The organism is Maribacter antarcticus DSM 21422 (assembly GCF_000621125.1).
Lineage (GTDB): Bacteria > Bacteroidota > Bacteroidia > Flavobacteriales > Flavobacteriaceae > Maribacter > Maribacter antarcticus.
Genome location: NZ_JHZC01000026.1, coordinates 1 through 21,166 on the forward strand (window position 1 = coordinate 1; position 21,166 = coordinate 21,166).

The window sequence follows — 21,166 nt, forward strand, 5'->3', positions numbered from 1 at the left end:
CCCCTTTTCGGGCTTTCCCCAAAGCTTGGTCCAATAGCCAATTGGGGCTTGGAAATCGAAAAAAATGCAATTAAAGTAAATAATGCCAAAGATTACGGCACCAATATTCCCGGAATATTCGCCATTGGTGATGTCAATACCTACGAAGGTAAATTGAAGCTGATTCTATCGGGTTTCCATGAGGCGGCCGTTATGTGTCAGTTTGCATATAATATCATCAATCCAGATAAAAAATACGTACTTAAATATACTACCGTTGGAGGGGTCGAAGGTTTTGACGGAACAAAAAAGGAGGCAGAAAAAGCGGTTGTGAGGCGTATTCTTTAAAATGTAAAAAGTCGGCGATTAAGGCCGACTTCTTACATTATATTTTTGACAGTATTTAAGCTGATGCTTTCTGTGGTGCCCAATGGTTACAGGACATTCCTGGTGCAGCTTTTTGTGGGTTTGCACAATCACTTGCTTCAAATCGTATGCATGTTACGCAGTCCGCTTCGACTTTGAGCGCAGCTTTCATTTCAAAGCTGTCACACGTATAGCTGTTTCCTACTTGTACACTGTGTACTTTACAAGTATTACCTTCCATTAAATTGTCGCAATTGATGCAACTGTTTCCTAATCTTATAGACATAACAATATATTTTTAGATTCTATACGAAACTACAAGCATCAAGGCTTAGAAACAATTTAAATAACTGATTATCAGTAATTTGAATTTAGATTGTTTAAAAATAAGAAGGGTAGTTGGTTTCTAGTAAAGGGGTTCGGAAAATAGAGATTCTATTAGATTAGGTTGCCAAATAAAAATCCTGCAAATGCTGAATACTAGCATTGGTGTAGCAATAGCTTTCGACCGCTCTTTGCTAAATTTATCAATAGAAAAGACTGAATAGGGCTCCTTACAGTTTTCATCGCTACACACGTTAAAACCGGACTGACTCGCTTGCTCGCCCTTAACTCTGGAATCAATTCGTATCATCTGGTTTTGAGAATCGAAAGATAGGCCGGTTAGACCATGATGCTTAACTAATGACGCTAAAAACCCATTTTTTTCATCGCATAGGTTCACATTTATACGTTCTCCACCATAGTTGAAATTGATTTTCATGGTTTTTGAACCACTATTAATTGTGTAATTATGTATTTTTTCAAACGTCATTTGATTTTTTAAGCTAAACTTATGTTAGATTATTTTTTCTTAAGAACGGTTTAAACAGCCTTAAATATCGCCTTAGTAATTCATAAAAATTCATTTCTTTAAAGAATGATATTTAACTAGTTATTGAATACTGTTCTTTAAAACGTTTTCTTTTATTAACCTGACTATTACCTTCCTAATTATACTATTTCTTGACCCTTTACGAGATTAAAACTCTCCAAGAATAAATACTAATTATTAGATTTTATCAAAGGTTACTTTTCATAGCTTAGTCTCAGAAATACGGTGAAGGATGGGAGTACGTTCCTCTATAAAATCGGTTAATCCTTCATTATTTCGAAGTGTCTTCTGTACCGTTTCCTTTTTCTGTAAATAATAGCGACAAATGAGCAAACCAGAAATCCCAATAACGAGCCAACTGGCATCAACACTAAACACATAGTATTCACCTTTGCTTAATGTGGTCCACATCCAATCACGGGTTACGAATCCATTTACAAACGGTATTAACAGACCCAATCCGCTGCCGAGCAACAAATAGTTTCTATTTAGTTTTTGATAGTCGTTCCAGAATAAGCCAGCTATGGACAACAATAGCCAACCCGGTAGTAATGGTATAGCGTACGCTTCCAATTCTTCCTAAGCAGACCTTCCAGGCGTTAATAAACTAATATTTCTATTGGCCACTGGAGCCATAACAGAAAATGAGTATGACGAATTGGTAAACTTAGTACTTAATAAGCCTAATTCAAGATGGTCTAAATTAGATTTAAATGCGCAAACCGTTGAAGTAATTGCTGAGATACCTTTAACAACTGGATTTGGTTTCCCTAATTCTAATAAATTTGATACTGCCTTGTATTTTCAACTGATAAATCCTGACCAAAACTTAAACGGTTTTTATGAGTACAATTCTGAAACTAATTCTAGTTTTAATAGTTTCAATGTAACTGCAGGAGGATCAATCAATTAATCAGGTAAAAAACGAATAGATTTAGTTTGAGTTTGAAAAGCCTTAATTTCTTAATCGAGATTGGGGCTTTACGTTTCTTCCATACAACTGACATAGTATGGAACGATTTCAAAACACCGACAATCAGAACTATTTCAGTTCCACCTATTGTTTTATTTGGTTGTTCTGGCAATTCACTTTTACAGAACTAAAAAGTTTAATCAAACGATTCTGACAAGGCCCAAAAGTATGTTTCTTACTTTTAACAGGAAGATCTAAATGAATAACCTTGTATGCTCAAATTTAGTTTCCTCATTCTAAAAATTGGGTTTTCACGTTCGTAGTTGTAGGCGATATTTTGAAAAGTATAATCAGTAATTCAGAGTTTAAAATAAATTTCTTCAAAGACCATATTGGAAAATAATCAACTAAATTCTTTTTCCTTGAACACTCATTTAAAGATAAAATAGCAGAAAATTAAACTAATTTGTAGTTCGCTCTGTTTAAAGAAATAGGCTAGCGCTATTCAGAGCCTTTAACAAAAGGTCGAATTGATTAAATCAGTTAAAGAAATACTCTTATTTAAGATGTATGATTTAAAAATTACCTTTTGATTAATAACGGCATCTAGACAAATCCACCAATACTCTTTAAATGGCCCTCATGCCCCAATGACTTAATGGTTCGGTTTACAGTATCTACACGAAGCCTGGCAAAATTTGCTATTTCTTTTCGGTTAAAGTCCACCCTAAATAGAGTCTCGGCAACAGGTCTATTTGAGATTTTTTTGAAGTAATGCAAGATTGTTAAAACACGATATTCAGGGACACCAAAGGATATTTCTGATGCCACTACATCCTTAAAGTATAAACGTTTGGCCATGGAGCGCATTATTTCAAAACATAGGCTGCTGCCACCCAATAAGGTCAGGAACTTTTATTAAACAAAACTCAATAGAAAACCCACGAGAGTATTCGTAAATAGGCTTGAATAAGCAATAAATTGTATTCTTTGTTAGCAATAGCTTTTTCTTAGGTTTTAACTAAATGGTAACGTACTTAAATCTACGTTTCCTCCAGAAATGATAATTCCTATCTTCTTGTTTTTATAATTTTCTTTTTCTTTTAGTAAAGCAGCCAATGCTACTGCACAGGAGGCCTCACAAACTATTTTTAAGCGTTCCCATATTAATAGCATTGATTCTTTAATTTCTTGTTCTGTAACACGAACTATTTTTTCTATCCCCTCTTGAATAATGGGAAAATTTTTATCTCCTAATTGAGTCTTAAGTCCATCAGCTATTGTATTAGTAGATTTATTCGACTCTATTTTTCCACTTATTAGAGATCGATAAGCGTCATCAACCTCAAAGGGTTCTCCGCCTATAACTTTACAATTATTTCCAAAATGTTTAGCAGCTAAAATTGTTCCAGCTACCAGACCACCACCTCCAACAGGCACAAAAATATAATCTAGATTGGGATAGTCCTCTAATAGTTCTTTTCCTGCTGTTCCTTGACCTAGTATGACATCCATATCGTTAGATGGATGAAGAAAGGTTGCTCCTTTACTTTGTTCGATTTCTTTAGCAGTTGCTTCTCTGGCTTCTAGTGTGGGTTTACAAATAATTATCTCCCCACCATATCCTTTAACAGCGTCTTTTTTTACTTGTGGAGCAGAAGAAGGCATAACGATGTAAGCTTTGACTCCTAGGCTTTTTGCTGCTAAAGAAAGGGCTTGGGCAAAATTTCCAGAAGAATGAGTTACAACACCTTTTTTTCTTTTCTTTTCTGATAATTGTATGATAGCATTTGTTGCTCCTCGCATTTTAAATGCTCCCATTTTTTGGAAATTCTCACATTTAAAAACCAAAGAGGTTCCAGCAATTTCGTTGATTAGCTTTGAGCTCAAAACAGGAGTATTATGAATGTAAGGTTCAATTCTTTGGTGAACTTCAATAAGATCTTGCTTATACATAGGTTTAAGTATTTAAAAGGGCTGTTACTTCTACTTAGATTAAGCATCCGAAATGTAAGTCACAAGTTGGAATAATACACCTTACAGGTTTATGGTTTTCGAAAAACCGGCGGTATACATTATTAACTTTATCCCATAGTTTCATATCAGAAATATAAACACGCATCTCTAATATATTATTTTTAGTACTTCCTGCTTCTTTTAGAATTTTTTTAATATTATTTAAAACCAAAATGGTCTGCTCTTCAATTGTAGCAGTGATATTTTTAATAGGTAGCTGTCCTGATAAATATAGAAGACCATTGTGCGCTATGCATTGTGAATAATGTCATTTGCTAGCAGGCATATTAGGCGTTTCTATGATTTTCATCTTAGATACTGTTCGTGTCTCTTAGTTAATATTAACGTTAATACCGGTATTAGTGTAGGGCGAAAATCCAGCGAATTTATGGTCTCACACTAAGCTAAAATTATTAGTTTTTTGTCCAAAACTGAATCCCAAATATTTAGCGATTTCATAAATTTATATAGAATTTTACTTAAATAGCAAAGATAGCATTAATGACATGACTCTCTATTACACGTTTTTCTACGTAGTGATGTTTTTACTCATATCTTTCACTTTGTTCCATAGTCCATATATTTAGAACTTTACTTTTAAGCCCGTTGGCTTCATCTGGTGTCACAACTTCAATCACGGTAATACTATTGAATGCAGTCTTATACCTTTATGTTCTACTAAATAGCCGTCAGCGTAAATGTCGGTTTGATTATTCATTCTGAAAAATTCATTCAATTCCGTTTGTTTTCTAGATGCGATTTTTTCTTTCAAATCTACAAATAAGATGCCTTGTTCTGTGAGATTACAATAGTCCGAACTTGCTCGATTTTGTTTGTCTTTTAAAACTGATATTTCTTCATTTTTATTTTTCACATCTTGTTTTGAAGTTTCCAAATGCTTTATTAAATGGTCATTTCCAGTAACGTTTTTATTGATGATATAGCTTGTTTTTTAAGTTTTCGCTTGCGGTAACTTTATGTACCCTTCCTGCGCAACTATGTTTAACGGCAATAAGAAGATGAAAAATAGTAATCTGTGCATTTTTTTAAGAGTTTATAATATTGAAGAATGCTAGTTATCTTATCTATACCAACAGGATGAAATTAGAATTTTATCGCTTTTTAAAAATCCTTTCGAAATAAATTAGAGTTTGAAAGCTTAAGCTACTAAATACAATGTTTGTTTATAACCATTAGTTCGCCCAATAAAACATGTAAGTTGATTTAATTTTTATTATACCCTTCAGGATTTAAATTTCTTTAATCCTCATTTTCTTTACAAATAAATACCAGGTTAAGAGAATTAAAAGAAGCACAGAAATGCCTAATACTATCAGCATGTTATAAGAAGCTAGATACCTTGTTCTTAATACCGTAAACATGCAGAAGTTTATAACCGCAACTATGGACCAGTTGATGTATAACCATATTTTAGGTTTCTTCTTTTTCCTTCTTGAATTTCGTTTAACATAAATCCATACTCCGGTTAGAATCAAGGAGGATATCGCCATACCACCAATAAACCAAATTATTTTAGTCACTAGTCCGCCCCAATTTCCAAAATGTAAGGGGTCTGCAGCATCATTCAACCAAGTAACAGTTGAAATCTTATCTGCTTCCTGAATTGTTAATACCGTATAATTTAAAGGATGTAAATAGACACGATTTGCTCTATTTCTAACCAATGGCACATCACTTTTACCTGTTAAATACCATGAACTTTTTGTGTCTCGAGGTGGTAAGACAGTCATGACTTTTAAATTTGGTATTTCCGCTTCGGCAATTTTTACGGCTTTATCAAAATCTAAGGTATATGCTTCTAATTTTTCAGGCTCAACATTGTCTGGAGTTTGAATCTGTGCAACACTCGGATTAGCTTTTTTAGAAATAGCCCCTATCCCTGACCTCTCTGCAAAATACCAAATACCAGTTACCGAAAATAATATGGCAAAAGGTACAGACCAAATCCCTACTAGCCTGTGCAAGCTTCGGTAAAAAACTAGTTTTCCTTTTCCTATTTTGAGTTGAAAAAGTTTTTTCCACCATTTTTTATAAAAATACAGCGCAGTCAAAGAAGAAATCAGCAGGGTGAACCCAAAGAATAATACCACGTAATTTCCAATTTGAGGAGGAATGTATAAGAAATAGTGTAAATTTCTAAAGAAACGTTGAAAGGTTAATGTAGTTGCTCCTTGCACTTTACCTGTGTATGGGTTTACAAAAACATAGTATCGTTGTTTGTTGTTTATAACGTGTACTATTGTACATAGATAGGCTTCGTCTGTGCCAAAAAATGCTCCGATTCTACCCTCTGGGTAAGCTTTTTGGATATTTGAAACCATATTATTATACGAAGCTGTTTTTCCATTATCAACTGCTCTTATTTCAGGAAAAAATAGCCAATCGTACTCGTTGCTTAAGGTAGCTAGAGTACCAGAAAAGCATACTATAAAAAATAGTATGCTTAGCTGTACTCCTATCCAACTATGAATGTGAAAAAATAGTTTTTTAGATAGTATTTTCAATCTTTTTTTTTAAAATGTATAACCAATACTCAGCAAATAGTTTCTCGGTGCTCCTGGAAATAGACGTACGTAACTGTAACCACCAACCCAATGCGTTTCGTTAAATATGTTATTAACGGTCAAGGCTAGTTTGACTTTGTTTATTTTATAAGAAATACCTGCCATAGATACCAAGTATGAAGGTAATTGTAGGTCTCGTTCAAAGGTATTACGTTCGCTAACAAAATTAGTTCCAAAATTTACATTTACACCATTAAGAGGACTATTTTTAAACGCATAATTAGCGAAAAATCCTCCTGAGTGGAAAGGCGCATTTTCTTTTTGCAAACCAATTTCATCAGGAACATCACTTTCTGTAATACTAGCGTCATTATAGGCATAATTGGCGGTAATACTTAAACTTGACCCTATTCTACCATTAATGTCTACTTCAAACCCCGTTGCTTCTTCTGCACCTCTCTGCACCGCAAATCCAGTATCGGGATCGTTGATAATAATATTCTTGTTGTCAATTTTATATACCGCGAAATTAGCAGACAATCTGTCCTTAAAGAAGGTGCTTTTAATACCAGCTTCGAACATTTGGCCTTCAAAAGGTTCAAAAGGTTCCAAGCCTTCAGTCTCTAAATCTAGTAATGTATTTGCACCTACTGGCTGAAAACTTTCTGTGTAGGTTCCATAAACGTTGATTGATTTAGTTGCTTCATAAACCACCCCCAGTCTAGGTAAGAGCTTTTGTTGATCAACTATTTCTTCGTCTGCTTCTTCAAAATTAACAATGTTCTTAAAGTATTCTTGACGTAGCCCTACAAGAACATTCAGCTTATTCCATTTAATCTGGTCCTGTATGTAAATACCAGAAGAATATTCTTTAGTGGCACCTCTTTCATTTCTGCCAAGAATGTAGTCACTTGGAAACGCTAAATTATACGTTGGATTCTCTAAATCGAAATGTGGAATATTAGGTAAGGGGTTGCCATCGTCGCCAAAAAGGAAATTTGCTCTGTTATCTGGATCATATGTAGCCAAACCACCATCTACCGTTCTATAAATTGCACCACTACTGGTAAAAATGTTACCGCCACCAACTGGTCTGGTATTCTGATAGTAATCAAATCCAACGAGTATTTTATGTTCTATTGCTCCTGTTTTGGTTTCCCATTTAAAGAAAGAGGAAACGTTATCGGTTACGAACTTTTGATTTCTTGCAGAAATACGCATACCCATTAAAGTTGGTATTTGATTACCATCTGCATCTACCGCAAAACGATTTGAAGTTCTATGTTCGAATAAATCTTCTTCATACCCAAACCGCATATAAGAGGCATTAAAAGAAAAGTTGTCTGTAAACTCATGGCTTAACGAAAGGGTGCTATAAACTGACTCTGTCAAATGAAAATCATTAGCTGCACCAATGGCAAAGTTTATAGGGGTAGAATTAAGGTCAGTACCTGCAGATGCACCAAATATTGGTTGACCTCGATCCAACTTATTGTCAAAATTTGTAATTACCAAATCAAAATTTATACGGGTTTTATCTGTTGGTAAAAAAGATATAGAAGGAGCAACCATAAAAGATTTTCTTTGTTGCAAATCTCTAAAGGAGTTTGAATTTTCATACGCCATGTTTAAACGATACAACAAGCTTTTACTTTCATTTAGTTTTCCAGTAAAATCTAAGGTTGATCTTAAGGTATTGAAGCTTCCTGTTGTAAACGTAAGAGCTTTTCTATCTTCATCCAGAGGTTTTTTAGTAACCCTGTTCATGGTTCCTCCAGGAGAACCATTACCAAATAAAATAGATGAAGGTCCTTTTATAACCTCTACTCTTTCTAAGTTAGCCGTTAATGCTTGTGGGCCAAAAAGACCTATTACCCTTAAACCATTAATGGTCTCTTGTTGCGATCTAAAACCTCTAATAGTAAAATCATCGTAAAATGAAAATTGATTAACACCACTTATGTTTTTCACAACATCATTAATAGTATATGCTTGCTGATCGTCCATTACTTCTTTGGTAACATAACTGATTGTTTGAGGGGTGTTCTTTATGGATGTACCTATTTTGGTAGCAGCATAGGAAATAGCATTATCATAAGTTTTTGCCTTTCTACCCGTAACCTCGACTGCTTGCAACAATACGGATTGTTCTTTTAATTCAAAGTTTAGCGTCATGTTTTGATTTCCCCCAATGCTTACACCTAGCTTTGAGTCATAGTAGCCCACGTAGGAAGCTCTAACGATATAGGACCCACTTTTCAGATTAGTAACTGTAAAGTTTCCGTCTTTATCTGTGACCGCTCCTTGTGATTTACCTTCAATTGCAATGTTTGCAAACTCTATGGGTTGATTTAATTGATTCTTCACAACACCGCTTATAGAGGATTGTTGGGAGAAAATGACAATACTAAATAGTAGTGCTGTAAACAGCGATATTTTATTTTTCATGTTATTATGTTTATTTAGATTTAATTAAGATAAGCAAAACTAGAGTAATTATCCTAGCAAAAAAATTTATCTATATTTAATCCTAATAAAAATAATAATCACAAAATTTACTGGGCTATTGAAGGGTTTGTGTGGAAATATCTAACAACTTAGTTATTCGAGAGAATGTCCTTCAGCACGTGCTTTACTTTATTTGGACCCACTGCCATTTCTGGATGATATAATAAACCTATTACTTCTTTATCGAGGTCTGAATATTCCGTAGCAAAACCACCATCACCTGCTGTTTCAAAGCGCATGCTATCTGTAAACTTTAGGGAGTCTCTACCTAAACCTAAGGATTGGGTTACTTCTTCTAAAACAAGACTCTTCTGTTGTCTTAAATTTGTACGACGCTTATCTATAAAATAAGCGCTTTATTTATAATATTTTCATCCCATCAAACACGCACCCTAGACAAACTATTATAATTCATAGGATAATTGAATTCAGGAAACTTCGCAAGAAAATCTTCTCCCTTACCAAAGAAGATATGACAACTAGGTATGGTGCTATCTTCAAATATTTGCATGAAAAACCTATCCGTGGCAAGTTCATTTATTTCTGCTATGGTTTTTGATAGCCTTTCGTTTAATTCATCTTTCTGGAATCAATCAGAGTTCATTTAAACGGCCGTGGCTGTTGCAGAACTGGTTTTCATTGGATGTGATGGCAAATTTTTTTTAGTCCCATAAAACTTTAATTTTATTGGACTTTATTCTGCCACTTCATCTTCTGTAACCGAACCGCATTCAAAATAGCCAATAATGCAACACCTACATCAGCAAAGACAGCTTCCCACATTGTTGCCAATCCTCCTGCACTCAGAATAAGAACAATAATTTTCACACCAAATGCTAGAATGATGTTCTGCCACACAATTTTTCGTGTGGAACGACCAATCCGAATGGCCCTTGCGATTTTACTAGGTTGGTCGTTCTGGATGATAACATCTGCGGTTTCAATAGCTACATCGCTACCAAGACCACCCATTGCGATACCTACATCGCTTGCAGCTAATACAGGCGTATCATTGATGCCGTCGCCTATAAAGGCAACTTTGGTACTTTGTTGCTTTTTTAGCTGTTCTACTTCATTAAGCTTGTCTTCAGGCAACAACCCGCCCTTTGCCCAATCAATTCCCAGTTCTTTAGCAATTTGCTGTGTTATGGAATCTTTGTCTCCTGAAAGCATTATTATTTTAGAGATACCTGATTCCCGAATTTCTTTGATGGCTTGATGTGCATCGTCCTTCAGTTCGTCTGCAATGGTTACGTAGCCAGCAAATTGACCATCGATGCCTACCATAACTATCGATTCAACGATGGTATCAGTTCCAGAAGGAACGTCTATTCCATTGCTTGTCATTAAGATTTTATTTCCGACCAAAACAATTTTTCCGTTGACAGTTCCTTTTAGACCTTTACCCGCAATTTCTGAAACTTCTGAAACTTCAAAGTCCTCCCCTTCGGCTTTATATTCCAATATGGCCTTTGCGATTGGATGGGTGGATTGCTCTTCCATCGCCATCAAGTATCCCATAAATTCTGCTTCCTCGAAATCCAAACTATTTACGACTTCCTTGATTTTAAAAACTCCTTTAGTGACGGTTCCCGTCTTATCCATTACCACAGTATTCACCTTGGTCATTGCATCCAAGAAAGACGCACCTTTAAACAGGATACCGTTGCGGGATGCAGCTCCCAATCCCCCAAAATAGCCCAAAGGAATGGAAATAACCAATGCACAGGGACAGGAAATAACTAAGAAAATCAAAGCTCTGTATAACCAATCTCGAAATACATAATCATCTACAAAAAAGTAGGGAAAGAACGTCAGTCCGATTGCTAGGAAAACGACAATGGGTGTGTAAATCCGCGCAAATTTTCTGATGAATAATTCCGTCTTTGATTTTTGGGAGGTGGCATTTTGTACCATATCCAGAATGCGGGCAATGGAACTGTCCTTGAATTCTTTAGTTGTCTCAATTTCAATAACACCATCAAGATTGATGCTACCTGCAAAAACTTTGTCGCCCGTGGCAATAGTATCAGGCTTACTTTCGCCCGTTATGGCAGCCGTATTGACTGATGCTTTATTAGATAGCAGTTTGCCGTCCAAAGGTATCTTCTCGCCCACACGAACCTGAATTTTCTCCCCTATCTGTAAGGTTTCGGGATTGACCGAAATAAAAACCCCGTCACGGTAAACTAAAGCCTCATTGGGGCGCACGTCCAACAATCCCCTAATGTTTCCTTTGGCCCGGTTAACGGCTGCGCTCTGAAACAGTTCCCCTACAGCGTAAAAGAGCATTACGGCCACGCCTTCGGGATATTCGCCTATGGCAAATGCCCCTAGAGTTGCTATAGACATCAACAGGAACTCTGTAAATAAATCGCCGTTTTTAATACTGTTCCACCCTTCCTTGATGACAGGGAAACCAACAGGAACGTATGCAACCGTGTACCATACTATATGCACCCAGCCTTCAAAAAATAGAAAAACATCAAAATAATCTATTGCAATACCTATAATGAGTAATACAAAGCTAAAGATTGCAGGCAAATAGGTTTTAAAGTTTGACACACTTTCTGGACTGCCATGGTTATGCCCATCGTCGTGGCTATCCCCGCCAGAATGTGCTTTGATATCAATGTCCCGAAGGTTTTCTTTTTTCTTTTTCATAATGATAGCAAGGTCTTTAATTTTTCAATGCAACAGAAGTGCAATTAATGCCCACTACATTTATCACATATTCCTTTTAAAACCAAATTTGCCTCCTCAGCGATATAACCTTCGGGCAAATTGATATGTGGTATTTTATGCTCGGTCAAACAGACCGTTTCATTACAGTTACTGCAATGGAAATGAAGGTGTAAATCTTGGTCGAGTTCGCAACTGCATCCTAGTTCGCATAAGGCGAATTTGGAAATGTTCGTGCCATCATCTATCTGATGTACGATTCCCTTTTCTTCAAATGTTTTTAGGGTGCGGTATAGGGTTGTTCTTTCGGCTTTTTCGAAGACGTTCTCAATATCGGTCATGGCGACCGCGATTTTCTTTTCGGCCATATACTTATAAATCAAGATGCGCATCGCCGTAGGACGTACACTTTTGTTTTCCAATGTTTTTTCTATTTTGGTCATAATTCGTTTTTTGCTTTAATCTTGATGTCCACCCTCCGATTTGTTCATAACAGCTTTTAATGTAAATGTACCCTTCAATACAATTGAGGTGGTATCTTTTATTTTATCATAGCTTTTTATTTGGATATAGTCTTTCGATTTAATACCCGGCTCAAAAGCGACCTTTTGATAATCGATTTCGTTTCCATTTGTTTCGGTTTTAATGAAGAAGTAGGATGTTCCTTTATCCGTGATTATTGCCGAAGTTGGTAATACTCTGGTTTTTTTGTTGTTCTGCATAATCTTTGCTTCTGTATATAGCCCAGGTATCAACGTCTCATTCTCTTTGAAATGGGCGTGTACCCTGATGGTTTTTGAATCCATGTTCAAATTTTTACCTACCAAGGAAACCTCTCCTTCATAAACGGAATTATCTTCAAAGGCTGGAATGGTAAACTGTACTTTTTGACCTTTCTTGACTTTGGGAATGTCTTTTTGGAATAGTTGAAGCTCCAGATGCATATGCTCCCGATTGATGACTTGCATAATCTCTTGGCCCGACATTACTTTCTCACCGGTATGTGCAGAAACCGATGTGACCGTGCCACCGAAAGGCGCACGTAGATACACACGGTTTTGAATTTTGCCGTTTTCTATGGCATTAGCACTAATGCCCACATAACTTAACTGCTCCCTCAAAGCAGCGAGTTCCGCTTTTTTTGCTGAATATTGGGATTGCGCTTGTTGCAGGTTTTTCTTTGCGCCAACATCGGCATCGTTCAGAATCTGTTGGCGTTCGAGTTCCTGTTCTAAATAGTTCAGGCTACCGTAAACGCTCAAATATTCCTGTTGTAGTTTCACATAGGCCGGATCTTTCAATTCTACCAACTCCTGACCTTTTTTGACCACATCGCCTTCCAAGAAGTTGATTTTGACCACAAAACCATCCAAAAGTGGAGAAATAGAAGCCATATTGTTGGGAGGTAGCTCTATATTACCGTTTGCTTGAATAGCAATTTTGATTTCTTCCTCACCAAAAGTGCCATAGGCAAGTCCGGCATCATCCGCCTGTGACTCTGTTAGGCTAATATGTCCTTCTTCGTGATGTTCTGATTCAGGACTTTCCGATTTGGTTTCAGCAGTATCGCTCTGTTTATCCTTACAGGCGGTCAACCATAAAATCGATAAGCATAAGACCGTTATTTTTGATAAATATTTCATTTATATAATATTTTAAATACCCATAATGGGCTCAATTTATTTATTTTTTGCAGTTAAGTATTCAAGTTCGACCACCGACAGGTTATAGTTGAGCAGGGCATCGAACCAATTGGTCTTTATATTTATAGCTTCTGAGAGGCTTTGAATATATTCGATATAATCGATACCGCCCACACGGAAGGAAAGCGAAGCCCCGTCTAGCAGTTCTTCACTCATTGGTAGACCGGTTTCCTCATAATATGCTACTTGATTTAGCCATTGCTCATAATTTGCAGAGGCTGTTGCGAGCCTTTTACTTATGTTCAATCTATCGTTTTTGAACAGTTCTTCTTGGCGCATTTTATCAATTTTTAGGGCTTGAACGCTCGCTTTCTGAGAATTGAAAAACAATGGAATACTTAACCCTGCTTGAAAACCATAGAATCCGCTCGTTCCATTAACGTTCTGTATAGAATATTGCAAGTTGATATCGGGCAACCATTGGGATTGTTGTACGTCGGTTTCTTCCTTGGCAAGATTGACCAACTCGTTTCGATAGGAAAGAAAGGCATTATCCTCTGTCAGTTCTTTATCGTCTTTCGAACTTAAAAGGGGTTTATGTTCTAACTCTAAAGGATAATCCTCATTAGACATTTCCGAAGCCGTCAATTGTTTCAATTCCAAAGCTGCGGAATTGAAAAGCACTAGTGATTCTTTCAGTTTTAGTTCGATTTGTTTCCGCTTGCTACTGGCATTCAATTGCTCTAATTTAGTAGTCTCCCCTGTATGGTAACGAAGCTTGGCGGCTTTCTCGAAATTGTCATATAGACTATCTAGTTGATTGTAAAATTCAACTTGCTGCCATCCATTGACCCATATATAATAAGCTGTCGCCACCTGTCTTTCCAGCTCGTTTTTTTGTAATCGGTAGCTGTTTTCAGCAACAACTAAGCGCTGCTTCAAGAGTTGTGAACGTTGGATATAGGTCGTTGGAAAATCAAATTTCTGGCGGATACCATAACTATTGATGCCGCTCCCTAAATTAGACTGGTTGACACCGCTTCCAGGCATTTCTTCTTCGGAATAGAAAAAACTAGTATTCGAGGGATTGAAGGCCGTTCCTTGGAGTTTCTTGTTTTTATAAACGGTTAGACTGTCAGCTTTCAACATTGGGTTGTTGCTCGTTGCACGCTCCTGAAGTTCCGTTAAAGAAATACCTGTACTTTTCTGTACGGTTTGCGCTTTCATGGAAAACGAGACAACTAAAAACATCAAGACCGTTGCTATTGCAGGATTTATTTTTATCTTTTTGGGTTTTTCATACCAGCTGTACAAAACCGGTAAAACGAATAATGTGAGCAAGGTGGCCGTAAACAGTCCACCAATGACCACAGTTGCTAAAGGCCGTTGTACTTCCGCGCCCGAAGAACTGGAAAGTGCCATTGGCAGAAAGCCAACGATATCGGTTACTGCGGTCAAAAAAATAGGTCGCAAGCGCGATTTGGTCGCTTTTCTGATTCGGGTTTTTAAGTCGGTCACACCATCAGCTTTCAGCTCGTTCAGACTGCTTATCAATACCAGACCATTAAGTACCGCCACCCCGAACAAGGCTATAAAACCAACCCCTGCGGAAATACTGAAAGGCATACCGCGCAGCCAAAGTGCAAATACGCCACCCACTGCTGCAAAAGGAATGGCCGTATAGATTAATAGCGATTGCTTTAAGGAACGAAGGCTGATAAACAGGATGACAAAAATGAGCACTAAAGCCAAGGGAACGACTAATGAAAGTCTCTTTTTCGCCCGTTGCAAGTTCTCGAACTCCCCGCCATAAGAAACTGAATAGCCCGGTGGAAGGTCTAGTTGCTGCTGTATCGTAGTCTGCATTTCCTCCACAAGGGATTGCGTATCTCGATTGCGCACGTTGACTCCGATAACGATACGACGTCTTGTATCGTCACGGGAAATCTGTGCAGGTGCATCCTCAAAATTAATATCTGCTACTTCGCGCAATGGTATTTTTTGGCCGTTGGCAAGTGGTACGTAAAGGTTCTGAATGGATGTTATACCATCACGGGATTTTTCCTGAAGTCTGACGGTTAGGTCAAATCTTCTTTCGCCCTCGAAAACTTTTCCGGTAGTTGCTCCTGCGAAAGCGGTACTGACTATTTGGTTAAGCTGCGAAATGGTAAGTCCGTATTCTGCCATTCGGCTACGTTTATAGTCGATTATGATTTGAGGAAGGCCCACCACCTGTTCCACCCGAACATCCGCAGCACCGGTAATGCCCTTGATGATTTCCGCAGCCTCGTCACCTTTTTCCTGTAACAAATCCAAGTCCTCTCCATAAATTTTTACAGCGATATCCTGTTTTATTCCCGTCATTAGTTCATTAAAACGCATCTCGATGGGCTGTGAAAATTCCACATCTACTCCCGGGAGTACGGACAATGCTTCTTCCATTAGCTCTGCCAATTCGGCCTTACTTTCTGCAGAGACCCATTCATTCTTATTCTTCAGGCTGACCATAATATCGGCACCTTCGATTGGCATCGGGTCGGTAGGGATTTCTCCAGCACCTATTTTGGTTACAACTGTTAAAACCTCTGGAAATTTGTCCAATAGAATGGCTTCGAGTTTGGTCATATTCTTGGTCATTTCCGTCAGGGAAGTACCCGGCGCCATTCGCGTTTCCAATGCAAAGTCGCCTTCGTCCAGTTTCGGGATAAATTCCCCACCAAGTGTCGAAAAAATGAAAGTCGCAATCCCCAAAAGAACGACCGCACCTATTACAACCAATTTTTTGGCCGATAATGCCCAATCTAAAACGGGACGGTATATGCGTTCCAACCATCCCATAAATTTATCTCCCCAAGTCTTTTTATCCAGTTTTTTGGAATAGAGCAGACTGGATGCAATCATCGGCACGTAGGTAAGGCATAGAATCATTGCCCCAATAATCGCAAAACCGAAAACAAGTGCCATCGGACGGAACATTTTACCTTCTATACCTGTAAGAGTTAGAATAGGTATAAAGACAATCAAAATAATTATCTGACCGAAAATAGCCGCGTTCATCATCTGTGACGATGATTTGAAAGCTAATTTGTTCAGCTCTGCTTTCCGCTCTGCTTTGGATAGATTCTTTAGTTTGGCAAGTCTTGCCACCAAAAGGACGACCATTGCTTCGATAATGATGACCGCTCCATCGACAATAATTCCAAAATCAATAGCCCCCAGACTCATTAGGTTGGCGGAAACACCGAAGGTGTTCATCATACCCAATGCGAATAACATCGAAAGAGGAATAACGGATGCCACAATAAGACCAGAACGCCACGTTCCCAAGAGGAATACCAAGAAAAATATTACGATAAGTCCGCCGATTATCAGGTTTTCTGAAATGGTGGATGTCGTTTTTTCAACCAGTCGGGTGCGGTCAAGGAAAGGCTTGATGGTAATTCCTTCGGGTAGAGTCTGCTGTATCTTGGCTACGTTATCCTTAACACGGGTAATGACTTCGGCAGAGTTTGCGTCCTTTAACATCATAACGATTCCGACTACGGTTTCGCCTTTTCCATCCTTGGTTGCGGCGCCGTAACGTGGTGCTTTACCAATACCAACTTTTCCTATTTGCCCAACCGTAAGAGGAACTCCGTTTCTATTTGTGATTACGGTTTGGCGTATATCATCAAAATCCTTGGCCAGTCCTTTACTACGGATATAAAAGAGTTCAGGACCTTTTTCAATATAACTACCTCCCGTATTAGCATTGTTTTGTTGTAGGGCATTAAAAACCTCGGGCAAAGTCAGGTTATATGAATTCAATACCGCAGGGTCGATGGCTACTTCATATTGCTTGATATAACCGCCCCAACTACTTATTTCGACTACGCCTGGGGTCATACTCAATTGGCGTTTTACTATCCAGTCCTGAATGCTTCGCAGCTTTACGGCATCGTACTGGGATTCATAGCCAGGTTCGACTTCTAGCGTATATTGATAGATTTCACCAAGTCCAGTGGATATTGGGCCGATGGAAGGTGTTCCCAAATCTGAACCGATGTTTTCCTCTGCTTCTTTTAGTTTTTCATTCACAAGCTGACGAGGCAGATATGTTCCCATATCCTCCTCAAAGACCACGGTAACTACTGAAAGCCCAAAACGGGATATAGAACGGATTTCTTCCACACCGGGAATATTTGCCATGGCCAGTTCCACAGGATAAGTAATGAATTGCTCCACTTCCTGCGCGGCAAGGTTCTGGGAAGTTGTGATGACTTGTACCTGATTATTGGTAATATCCGGTACGGCATCAATAGGGATTTGATTGAGCGAGTAGATTCCCCAACCCGCAATGAGAAGGGTAAACAACCCAATAATCAGCTTATTATTGATTGAAAAATCAATGATTCTGTTAATCATAGAAAATGGTATTAATTCAATTTAACGAATGTTTTGCGCTCTCACCAATGAGAAGCGCACGAGATTGATATTCCTGAAAACGGAATACATCTAAACAGGATATAGTTATCCTATAAAAACTGAATTAGACCCGTGGAGGTTGAAAAAGAGAGTGGGAGATATCTTTACCATGGCCATCGAAATGGACAAAATTTTCTTTTGAAATTGCAGGTTGGAGTGGTACAAAGTTTGTAATACCGAAATCTACGGTGTGAACATGGCAGCAATGACATTGGCAGAAAGGAGAGCATAACTCGCAGTCTTGGTCATGGTCGCCATCATAATCCATTATAGAAACTACTTGAGAATCATCGTCAACATTATCGGTATCGCCGCAAGGCACTAAATTGAGCACCAAAAAGTAGATGGATAATATGACTGTAAATAATTTCACCTTGCAAAGATAATAGAATTGTTGTGCAACTGGGTTGCAAAAGGATAATATGGTAAATTCATAAAACGGTTCTTATAAGAACGACTATCACAAAATACAGAAGCATAGCAAATTGTCTCACGCATTTTCTTTTTGTACTCACCATAATTTTCCTTGTAGGGGATACGGGAAGTACATATAAGCGAACGTTAAAAGTAAACAAGATAACCTCTAACCACAACAATTCGACCCCTCTTGAATTGGAGGACAAGCTACAGTTCCGTAAGAACAGTAGACACAACAGTCTCCTTCTCTTGGTTTTAAAAGAGTTTTGCAGTTTTCACATTCGTAGAAAAACTGGCAGGCCGTTGTAGGCATTTCTTCTTCTTTTTTATGTCCACACTTGGGACAGGTAATAATTGATTCCAATGTTACTGCCATCATTTAATTATTTTATATCCTGTATCCGAAATGGCTTTCTCAATGGCCTTGATTTTCACTTCGCTTTCATCAAACTTGACAATGGTATTGGCAGTTTCATAATTGGCATCTACGGTCAATATGCCACTCAATTTGTTCACTTCGCTTTCGATGTGTGCTTCGCAACCCTTACAAGTCATTCCCTCTATATCGACCTTTATTTCTCTAACGTTCGATAGTTCTACAAAAATTATCTCTTTAGCAATTGGAGGGTTTGGATAAAAAACACTTGAATAGAACGGGAAGGCCAGCATAATTCCTGCAAATATGGAGACTAACAACAAAAACTTTTTAGTATTAATAAACTTGGGCTTTTTATCCTCACAGGGGCAATTAATCTCCTCTTGACTTTTTGGTTTCAGTTTTGTATACCAGGCAAGAGTTAATATCAAGACGGTCAGACCTATCAAGTAAGGTCGGAATGGTTCGACCCACGAGAATGTTGAAGCTGCCCCAGTAGTTCCCGCCACCAATGCCAGAACCGGAGCAACACAACAAAGCGATGCTGTTATTGCTGCAAATACGGATGTTCCCACTAATTTGCTATTTATGTCCATAACCTATGATGTTACCTCTTTGTTTTTTAGTAATTTGAGAATCGGATTTAGCATAAAGAGCTTTTCCTGATTAAGCGCATAGAAAATAATTTGCGCCTCTTTCTTAGAAAATATCAAATCCCTATCCCGAAGCTTTCTCAAATGCTGACTTATAGCGGAAACGTTCATACCTAATATATCGCTCAAATCGCAAACACAAAGTCGAGCTTCTCTTTGCAATAGAAATAATATCTTGAGACGTACTGCATTTCCAGCTAAACTCAGAACCTCTGAAGCGGATATAAAAGAATCCTCCTGACCTTGGATTGAAGACCTACAATCCATTATCTGTTCAGCGTCGGCCGCTAATCTTATACAAATCGGTTTTTCCATAACTTAAAGATAAGTGATTTATTATTTAAGCAAATGCTAAACTACATGATTGAACTGTTTTTTAAAACTGCCGTTTTAGGAAACTATCTTACCCCCTTTTTCAAATAGATGATTCTAGTTCCATTTGTCATTCTTTTTAGTAGTTCTACTAATTAATATTTTAGGGAAACGATAAAATAAATTTAAATGGTCGTTTTATTGCTAGCACCTATTTAAGAGATGAATAGTAACGTTGCAGTTTTATCATTTAATAATTTACACTTCACACGTTTTAATGCCCACTTGATTTTGGAAGACTAACTATTTTAATTTTATATACTGACCATAAAACGAATGTTTTAAGGAGCAGCATCTAGTCTCTTAAAGTATAAATAAACCTATTTTGACTTAATTAGGCTAGTACACCTAAACTGGACGTACTATATTTAACTGGACATAAAGTTAAGAGTGTGTTTGCTTTTAAAATTAACTTTGAAAAATGTCAAGAGAAAAAAGAAAGTACACCTTAGATTTTAAGGAAAAGGCTATTGCGTTGAGCTATGCACCTAGTAGCGTTGTGGAAATATGCAGAGAATTGGACATACCTACCTCTGTATTGAGCCGCTGGGGGAAGGAATCTAATTCATATGGTAAGCATAGTTTTCCAGGCAAGGGCAACCCCAAATTGACCGATGAACAAAAAGAAATAGCCGAGTGGAAGAAAAGGGTAAGGAATGCCGAACTAGAGCGCGACATCCTAAAAAAGGCAATAGCCATCTTCTCCTAGGGAGACTGGAGAAATATAGGTTTGTAAAACACTATAAATTTAAATTTCCAGCTTAAGAAGATATGCAAAATGTTCAAGATAAGTAAAAGTGGGTATTACAATTGGTTAGGACGGGGTCCATCCAAAAGAGGTCATCGTGTCTCAAGACCCAGGGTAGCCAGGGCAATGAGGGTCAATAATCTGTTTGCCAGAAGGAAACGTAAATTCAAGATTACGACAAACAGCGAACACAACTACCCATAGCACCCAATATCCTTAACCAGGACTTTAAGGTTTTTGGGGCAACCAGGTCTTGGTATCGGAGATCACCTATGTTCAAACCAAACAGGGTTGGATGTTTTTAACTGTTATTATTGATTTGTTCAGTAGAAAAATCCTTGGCTGGTCTATGAGCGATAATGTAACAACACAGGATACCATTATTGCTGCATGGCATATGGCTATAAAATCTAATGTAATTACAGAACAACTTATTTTTAACTCAGATAGAGAACCTCAATATACCAGTTATAAATTTACCAATAGTCTAAAAAGCGATAATGGATTGGTAAAACAAAGTAGGAGCAGAAAAGGTACCTGTTGGGATAATGCTGTAGCTAAATCATTCTTTAAGAGTTTGAAAGTAGAATGGGTATATAAACACAATTACAGCTTTAGATATTAGGCATA

At 37.6% G+C, this 21,166-nt stretch carries 18 protein-coding genes and 3 pseudogenes; 3 read left to right on the top strand and 18 right to left on the bottom strand.

Going from position 1 to position 21,166, the window contains the following annotated elements; all coding sequences use genetic code 11:
* Nucleotides 1–327: pseudogene (locus Q360_RS23675) on the top strand (ferredoxin--NADP(+) reductase); the annotation flags it as partial.
* Between the two features lie 55 nt (nt 328–382).
* On the opposite strand, the gene Q360_RS0116165 reads toward Q360_RS23675, so the two are convergent.
* The 3 genes from Q360_RS0116165 to Q360_RS0116175 form a co-directional block, all read right to left on the bottom strand.
* A complete protein-coding gene (locus Q360_RS0116165; protein WP_027077103.1) occupies nt 383–631 on the bottom strand; it encodes a hypothetical protein in 249 nt (82 codons plus the stop codon).
* Between the two features lie 120 nt (nt 632–751).
* Nucleotides 752–1,108: a hypothetical protein gene (locus Q360_RS0116170; protein ID WP_156950145.1), complete on the bottom strand. Its 357-nt coding sequence runs from the start codon at nt 1,106–1,108 to the stop codon at nt 752–754.
* 312 nt (nt 1,109–1,420) lie between these two features.
* A complete protein-coding gene (locus tag Q360_RS0116175) occupies nt 1,421–1,792 on the bottom strand; it encodes a hypothetical protein (protein WP_027078005.1) in 372 nt (123 codons plus the stop codon).
* Between the two features lie 46 nt (nt 1,793–1,838).
* On the opposite strand from Q360_RS0116175, the gene Q360_RS0116180 reads away from it, so the two are divergent.
* Nucleotides 1,839–2,132: a hypothetical protein gene (locus tag Q360_RS0116180; protein ID WP_027078006.1), complete on the top strand. Its 294-nt coding sequence runs from the start codon at nt 1,839–1,841 to the stop codon at nt 2,130–2,132.
* A 606-nt stretch (nt 2,133–2,738) separates the two neighbouring features.
* On the opposite strand, the gene Q360_RS23680 is transcribed toward Q360_RS0116180, so the two are convergent.
* From Q360_RS23680 to Q360_RS0116245, 15 genes and pseudogenes are all read right to left on the bottom strand, one after another.
* Complete coding sequence (locus Q360_RS23680; RefSeq protein ID WP_051554774.1) at nt 2,739–2,993, bottom strand: helix-turn-helix domain-containing protein; 255 nt, start codon at nt 2,991–2,993, stop codon at nt 2,739–2,741.
* Between the two features lie 156 nt (nt 2,994–3,149).
* Nucleotides 3,150–4,088, bottom strand: coding sequence for a pyridoxal-phosphate dependent enzyme (locus Q360_RS0116195; protein WP_027078008.1), 939 nt, complete (start codon nt 4,086–4,088; stop codon nt 3,150–3,152).
* A gap of 34 nt (nt 4,089–4,122) precedes the next feature.
* Nucleotides 4,123–4,404 (bottom strand): annotated as a pseudogene (locus tag Q360_RS27505) (RidA family protein); the annotation flags it as partial.
* 378 nt (nt 4,405–4,782) lie between these two features.
* Nucleotides 4,783–5,043, bottom strand: a complete 261-nt coding sequence (locus Q360_RS0116200) for a hypothetical protein (protein ID WP_027078009.1) — start codon at nt 5,041–5,043, stop codon at nt 4,783–4,785.
* 355 nt (nt 5,044–5,398) lie between these two features.
* Nucleotides 5,399–6,673 carry a PepSY-associated TM helix domain-containing protein gene (locus Q360_RS0116205; RefSeq protein ID WP_027078010.1) on the bottom strand — a complete coding sequence of 425 codons (1,275 nt, stop codon included), beginning with the start codon at nt 6,671–6,673 and terminating at the stop codon, nt 5,399–5,401.
* A gap of 9 nt (nt 6,674–6,682) precedes the next feature.
* Entirely contained in the window at nt 6,683–9,121 is a 2,439-nt protein-coding gene (locus Q360_RS0116210) for a TonB-dependent receptor (protein WP_027078011.1), read from the bottom strand.
* A 149-nt stretch (nt 9,122–9,270) separates the two neighbouring features.
* Nucleotides 9,271–9,525: a DUF2927 domain-containing protein gene (locus Q360_RS25390; protein WP_084273483.1), complete on the bottom strand. Its 255-nt coding sequence runs from the start codon at nt 9,523–9,525 to the stop codon at nt 9,271–9,273.
* Nucleotides 9,526–9,865: 340 nt separating this feature from the next.
* Entirely contained in the window at nt 9,866–11,845 is a 1,980-nt protein-coding gene (locus tag Q360_RS0116220; RefSeq protein ID WP_027078012.1) for a heavy metal translocating P-type ATPase, read from the bottom strand.
* A 44-nt stretch (nt 11,846–11,889) separates the two neighbouring features.
* Entirely contained in the window at nt 11,890–12,306 is a 417-nt protein-coding gene (locus Q360_RS0116225; RefSeq protein ID WP_027078013.1) for a Fur family transcriptional regulator, read from the bottom strand.
* Nucleotides 12,307–12,321: 15 nt separating this feature from the next.
* Nucleotides 12,322–13,506: an efflux RND transporter periplasmic adaptor subunit gene (locus Q360_RS23685; RefSeq protein WP_084273484.1), complete on the bottom strand. Its 1,185-nt coding sequence runs from the start codon at nt 13,504–13,506 to the stop codon at nt 12,322–12,324.
* Between the two features lie 36 nt (nt 13,507–13,542).
* Nucleotides 13,543–17,910 (bottom strand): CusA/CzcA family heavy metal efflux RND transporter, encoded by a 4,368-nt coding sequence (locus Q360_RS0116235; RefSeq protein WP_027078014.1) that lies wholly within the window; start codon nt 17,908–17,910, stop codon nt 13,543–13,545.
* Nucleotides 17,911–18,034: 124 nt separating this feature from the next.
* Nucleotides 18,035–18,343, bottom strand: a complete 309-nt coding sequence (locus Q360_RS27270) for a DUF6660 family protein (RefSeq protein ID WP_084273485.1) — start codon at nt 18,341–18,343, stop codon at nt 18,035–18,037.
* A gap of 210 nt (nt 18,344–18,553) precedes the next feature.
* Nucleotides 18,554–18,763, bottom strand: a complete 210-nt coding sequence (locus Q360_RS26760) for a GDCCVxC domain-containing (seleno)protein (protein WP_084273486.1) — start codon at nt 18,761–18,763, stop codon at nt 18,554–18,556.
* Nucleotides 18,763–19,359 carry a mercuric transport protein MerTP gene (gene merTP / locus Q360_RS0116240; protein ID WP_027078015.1) on the bottom strand — a complete coding sequence of 199 codons (597 nt, stop codon included), beginning with the start codon at nt 19,357–19,359 and terminating at the stop codon, nt 18,763–18,765. The genes Q360_RS26760 and merTP overlap by 1 nt, the downstream gene beginning before the upstream one ends.
* Nucleotides 19,360–19,362: 3 nt before the next feature.
* Complete coding sequence (locus Q360_RS0116245; RefSeq protein ID WP_027078016.1) at nt 19,363–19,731, bottom strand: ArsR/SmtB family transcription factor; 369 nt, start codon at nt 19,729–19,731, stop codon at nt 19,363–19,365.
* Nucleotides 19,732–20,209: 478 nt separating this feature from the next.
* On the opposite strand from Q360_RS0116245, the pseudogene Q360_RS26765 reads away from it, so the two are divergent.
* Nucleotides 20,210–21,155: pseudogene (locus tag Q360_RS26765) on the top strand (IS3 family transposase); the annotation flags it as partial.
* Nucleotides 21,156–21,166 lie beyond the last annotated feature (11 nt).

Excerpts from the sequence above, each read along its gene's own strand:
- Q360_RS0116165 (WP_027077103.1), bottom strand. The coding sequence starts at position 631 with ATGTCTATAAGATTAGGAAACAGTTGCATCAATTGCGACAATTTAATG.
- Q360_RS0116170 (WP_156950145.1), bottom strand. The coding sequence starts at position 1,108 with ATGAAAATCAATTTCAACTATGGTGGAGAACGTATAAATGTGAACCTA.
- Q360_RS23680 (WP_051554774.1), bottom strand. The coding sequence starts at position 2,993 with ATGGCCAAACGTTTATACTTTAAGGATGTAGTGGCATCAGAAATATCC.
- Q360_RS0116195 (WP_027078008.1), bottom strand. The coding sequence starts at position 4,088 with ATGTATAAGCAAGATCTTATTGAAGTTCACCAAAGAATTGAACCTTAC.
- Q360_RS0116210 (WP_027078011.1), bottom strand. The coding sequence starts at position 9,121 with ATGAAAAATAAAATATCGCTGTTTACAGCACTACTATTTAGTATTGTC.
- Q360_RS0116220 (WP_027078012.1), bottom strand. The coding sequence starts at position 11,845 with ATGAAAAAGAAAAAAGAAAACCTTCGGGACATTGATATCAAAGCACAT.
- Q360_RS0116225 (WP_027078013.1), bottom strand. The coding sequence starts at position 12,306 with ATGACCAAAATAGAAAAAACATTGGAAAACAAAAGTGTACGTCCTACG.
- Q360_RS23685 (WP_084273484.1), bottom strand. The coding sequence starts at position 13,506 with ATGAAATATTTATCAAAAATAACGGTCTTATGCTTATCGATTTTATGG.
- Q360_RS0116235 (WP_027078014.1), bottom strand. The coding sequence starts at position 17,910 with ATGATTAACAGAATCATTGATTTTTCAATCAATAATAAGCTGATTATT.
- Q360_RS26760 (WP_084273486.1), bottom strand. The coding sequence starts at position 18,763 with ATGGCAGTAACATTGGAATCAATTATTACCTGTCCCAAGTGTGGACAT.
- merTP (WP_027078015.1), bottom strand. The coding sequence starts at position 19,359 with ATGGACATAAATAGCAAATTAGTGGGAACATCCGTATTTGCAGCAATA.
- Q360_RS0116245 (WP_027078016.1), bottom strand. The coding sequence starts at position 19,731 with ATGGAAAAACCGATTTGTATAAGATTAGCGGCCGACGCTGAACAGATA.